The following is a 2,998-nucleotide window of genomic DNA, read 5'->3' as shown; positions in this document are numbered from 1 at the left end:
CGCAGCAAGAACATGCTGTCGGTCCTGATGCAGGTGTTCGTGACCTTCTCGCTGATCGTGGTGCTGTGGTGCCTGTACGGCTACAGCCTCGCCTTCACCGAGGGCAACCAGTTCATCGGCGGTTTTGACCGACTGTTCATGAAAGGCTTGTTCAATCCGATGACGAGCGAATTTGCCAATGGCGCCACCTTCAGCAAGGGCGTGGTCATTCCCGAACTGCTGTTCATGGCGTTCCAGGCCACCTTTGCCGCCATCACCTGCTGCCTGATCATCGGCGCGTTCGCCGAACGTATCAAGTTCTCGGCCATGCTGATGTTCATGGCGCTGTGGTTCACCTTCAGCTACACCCCGATCGCCCACATGGTGTGGTTCTGGATGGGTCCGGATGCCTACACCGGCAAAGAAGTGGTTGACGCCATGAACGCCAAGGCCGGCATGCTCTGGCAATGGGGCGCGCTGGACTTTGCCGGCGGTACCGTGGTGCACATCAACGCGGCTGTCGCTGGTCTGGTCGGAGCGTTCGTGATCGGCAAGCGTACCGGCTACGGCAAAGAATCCATGGCCCCACACAGTCTGACACTGACAATGGTGGGCGCCTCCCTGCTGTGGGTGGGCTGGTTCGGCTTCAACGCCGGCTCGGCACTGGAAGCCAACGGTACGGCCGTGCTCGCCTTCATGAACACCTTCTCGGCCACGGCGGCTGCGGTGTTGGCCTGGTGTCTCGGCGAAGCGCTGATGAAGGGCAAGGCCTCGATGCTGGGTGCCGCGTCTGGCGCGGTGGCTGGCTTGGTTGCGATCACACCGGCCTGCGGCAACGTCGGCCTGATGGGCGCCATCGTCATCGGCTTCGTGGCGGGCTTCGTCTGCCTGTGGGGCGTCAATGGCCTGAAGAAAATGCTCGGTGCGGATGACTCGCTCGATGTCTTCGGCGTGCACGGTGTCGGCGGCATCGTCGGCGCCCTGCTGACCGGCGTGTTCAACAACCAGGCACTCGGTGGCCCCGGCCTCGTGGGTGACTGGGTCACGGCCGCTGTTTCTTCCGTGCCAATCATGGATCAGGTCTGGATCCAGGCCAAGGCCGTGCTCGTCACCATCGTGTGGTCAGGCGTGGTCTCCTTCATCGCCTACAAGATTGTCGACTTGACCATCGGTCTGCGTGTCAGCGAAGAAGACGAGCGCGAAGGCCTCGATATCACGGCCCACGGCGAAACCGCCTACAGCCGCTAAACAAGGCCATGCTGCGCTGCCCCTGGGCGCCGCAGCAAGCGGTCTAAGGCAAAGTTTCCTTGTGACTTCAACCCACCCGAGCCACTGGCTCCGGTGGGTTTTTTTATGGCCGGCTGGCGCGATTATTTTGAGAATCTACGAGGCGCTGGCTCAAGATTGCCGGGTTTGTCGCTATTTTTATGCGAGCAAACTAATCAAGTCCAACGGGGGATAGGGCATGTTTTTGCGGGTGAACTTGCCAACATACACCGCAGTTACCCCAAGGCTGCGCCCTCTTTGCGAAGACGGTCCATGACAAAGGGTGGACGGGCACAGTAGCGCAACAGCCGCTCCAGCAGGCCCCGACCCACGAAGGTGCGCAGGATGCGACGGCGCAAGGTGGCTTGCGCTTGGATGGGCTGGAGCTGGAGCTGGAGCTGAGCGGCAGCGTGCCAACGCATGTGCACGAATGTGCCGAAGAATGCCTGTTGCTCCAGCGTGACATGTTCCGCGGTGACATCCTGCTGCTGGAAGGCGAGTACCAATGGGCGCCAGGCGGCACCAGCCACGACACGCTATCGTCCGACGTGGGCTGCGTGGTGTTCATCCATGGCGCCGTGGACCCAGCGCTCAAACAATACGCCTGAAACCATTGCCCCCGCGCTGAAACACTAGCGAGCCATCAGGATGCGCCGGGTAAGGCCGCCGCCACCGCATGCAATATCTCGTCTGACAGCGCCTCATCGTCTACCGCGCGGGCCAGTATCAGCGCGCCCACCATGCTGGCGTAGGCCACCAGCGCACGTTCACGCTTGACGGCCTTGATGCGGCCTGGCGCAAACGTGGTGAACAAGTCCAGCAGCTTGCGCGTGCCCACCGTCACCGCATGGCGCAGGCTGCTGCCCTGGCGCGATGCGTCCGCGCCCAGCGCTGCCATCACGCAGCCCTCACCCGGGTTGTCACGGTGCTGCTGGCTCAGGTAGCCCTTCATCACCGCCGCCAGCGGATTGCCGGTGGCGCGGCCACCGATCTTGGTCCAGGTGTTGACCGCGCCGTCGAACGAACGGGCGCAGGCCTCGGCCATCAGCTCTTCCTTGGATGCGAACTGGCCGTAGAAGCCGCCGTGCGTCAGCCCCGCGCTCTTCATCAAATCGGCCACCCCTATGCCTTCAAAGCCGCGCTCGCGGAACAGGCGCGCGGCAACGTCGAGCACGCGGTCGCGGTTTTGACTGGCTTGTTCGCGGGTGACTTTCATGGTGTTTCCTCAGGTGTTGCGGCTGCCCGGCACTGCGTTCTGTCCCATACGTGTCAGCAGGGTCTTTGCATTTTAAATGATGTTCGTCATATAATTCAATCATGACGATCATCATTTAACCAAGGAACCCACCATGAAAGCAGTCATCGCCGGATATGCCCGTTCCCCCTTCCACTTTGCCAAGAAAGGCGCGCTGGCCACGGTGCGCCCGGACGACCTGGCCGCGCAAGTGGTCAAAGGTCTCTTGAAACGCGTTGACCTGGACCCCGCCTTGCTGGAAGACGTGATCCTGGGCTGCGCCTACCCCGAGGCGGCACAGGGCAACAACCTGGCGCGCATCGTCGGCCTGCTGGCGGGCCTGCCAACCGAAGTGGGCGGCATGACCGTCAACCGCTTCTGCGGCTCGTCCATGCAGGCCGTGCACATTGCGGCGGCGCAGATCGAGGCCGGCATGGGCGATGCGTTTTTGTGCGTGGGCGTGGAGTCCATGACCATGGTGCCCCAGGGCGGCTTTAACTTCTCGCCCCATCCGCAACT

General features: G+C 62.3%; 4 protein-coding genes and 1 pseudogene. 3 read left to right on the top strand and 2 right to left on the bottom strand.

From position 1 onward, the window contains the following. Positions 1 to 1,227, top strand: a 1,227-nt coding sequence (locus B3V69_RS12860) for an ammonium transporter (protein ID WP_296447122.1), incomplete at its 5' end; no start/stop codon positions are given. A 254-nt stretch (positions 1,228 to 1,481) separates the two neighbouring features. Here B3V69_RS12860 and B3V69_RS12855 read toward each other — a convergent pair. Beyond that, entirely contained in the window at positions 1,482 to 1,604 is a 123-nt protein-coding gene (locus B3V69_RS12855; protein ID WP_296447230.1) for a hypothetical protein, read from the bottom strand. 6 nt (positions 1,605 to 1,610) lie between these two features. Here B3V69_RS12855 and B3V69_RS12850 point away from each other — a divergent pair, with 6 nt between their 5' ends. Continuing rightward, complete coding sequence (locus tag B3V69_RS12850; protein WP_296447229.1) at positions 1,611 to 1,853, top strand: hypothetical protein; 243 nt, start codon at positions 1,611 to 1,613, stop codon at positions 1,851 to 1,853. A 35-nt stretch (positions 1,854 to 1,888) separates the two neighbouring features. Here the strand turns inward: B3V69_RS12850 and B3V69_RS12845 are convergent, their stop codons facing one another. Next, positions 1,889 to 2,461, bottom strand: coding sequence for a TetR/AcrR family transcriptional regulator (locus B3V69_RS12845; protein ID WP_296447120.1), 573 nt, complete (start codon positions 2,459 to 2,461; stop codon positions 1,889 to 1,891). Between the two features lie 133 nt (positions 2,462 to 2,594). On the opposite strand from B3V69_RS12845, the pseudogene B3V69_RS12840 reads away from it, so the two are divergent. Continuing rightward, positions 2,595 to 2,998 (top strand): annotated as a pseudogene (locus tag B3V69_RS12840) (acetyl-CoA C-acyltransferase); the annotation flags it as partial.

The organism is Rhodoferax sp. UBA5149 (assembly GCF_002413825.1).
Classification (GTDB): domain Bacteria; phylum Pseudomonadota; class Gammaproteobacteria; order Burkholderiales; family Burkholderiaceae_C; genus Rhodoferax.
The sequence above is the reverse complement of the archived record's forward strand: the minus strand, read 5'-3'. Positions and strand labels throughout refer to the sequence as shown.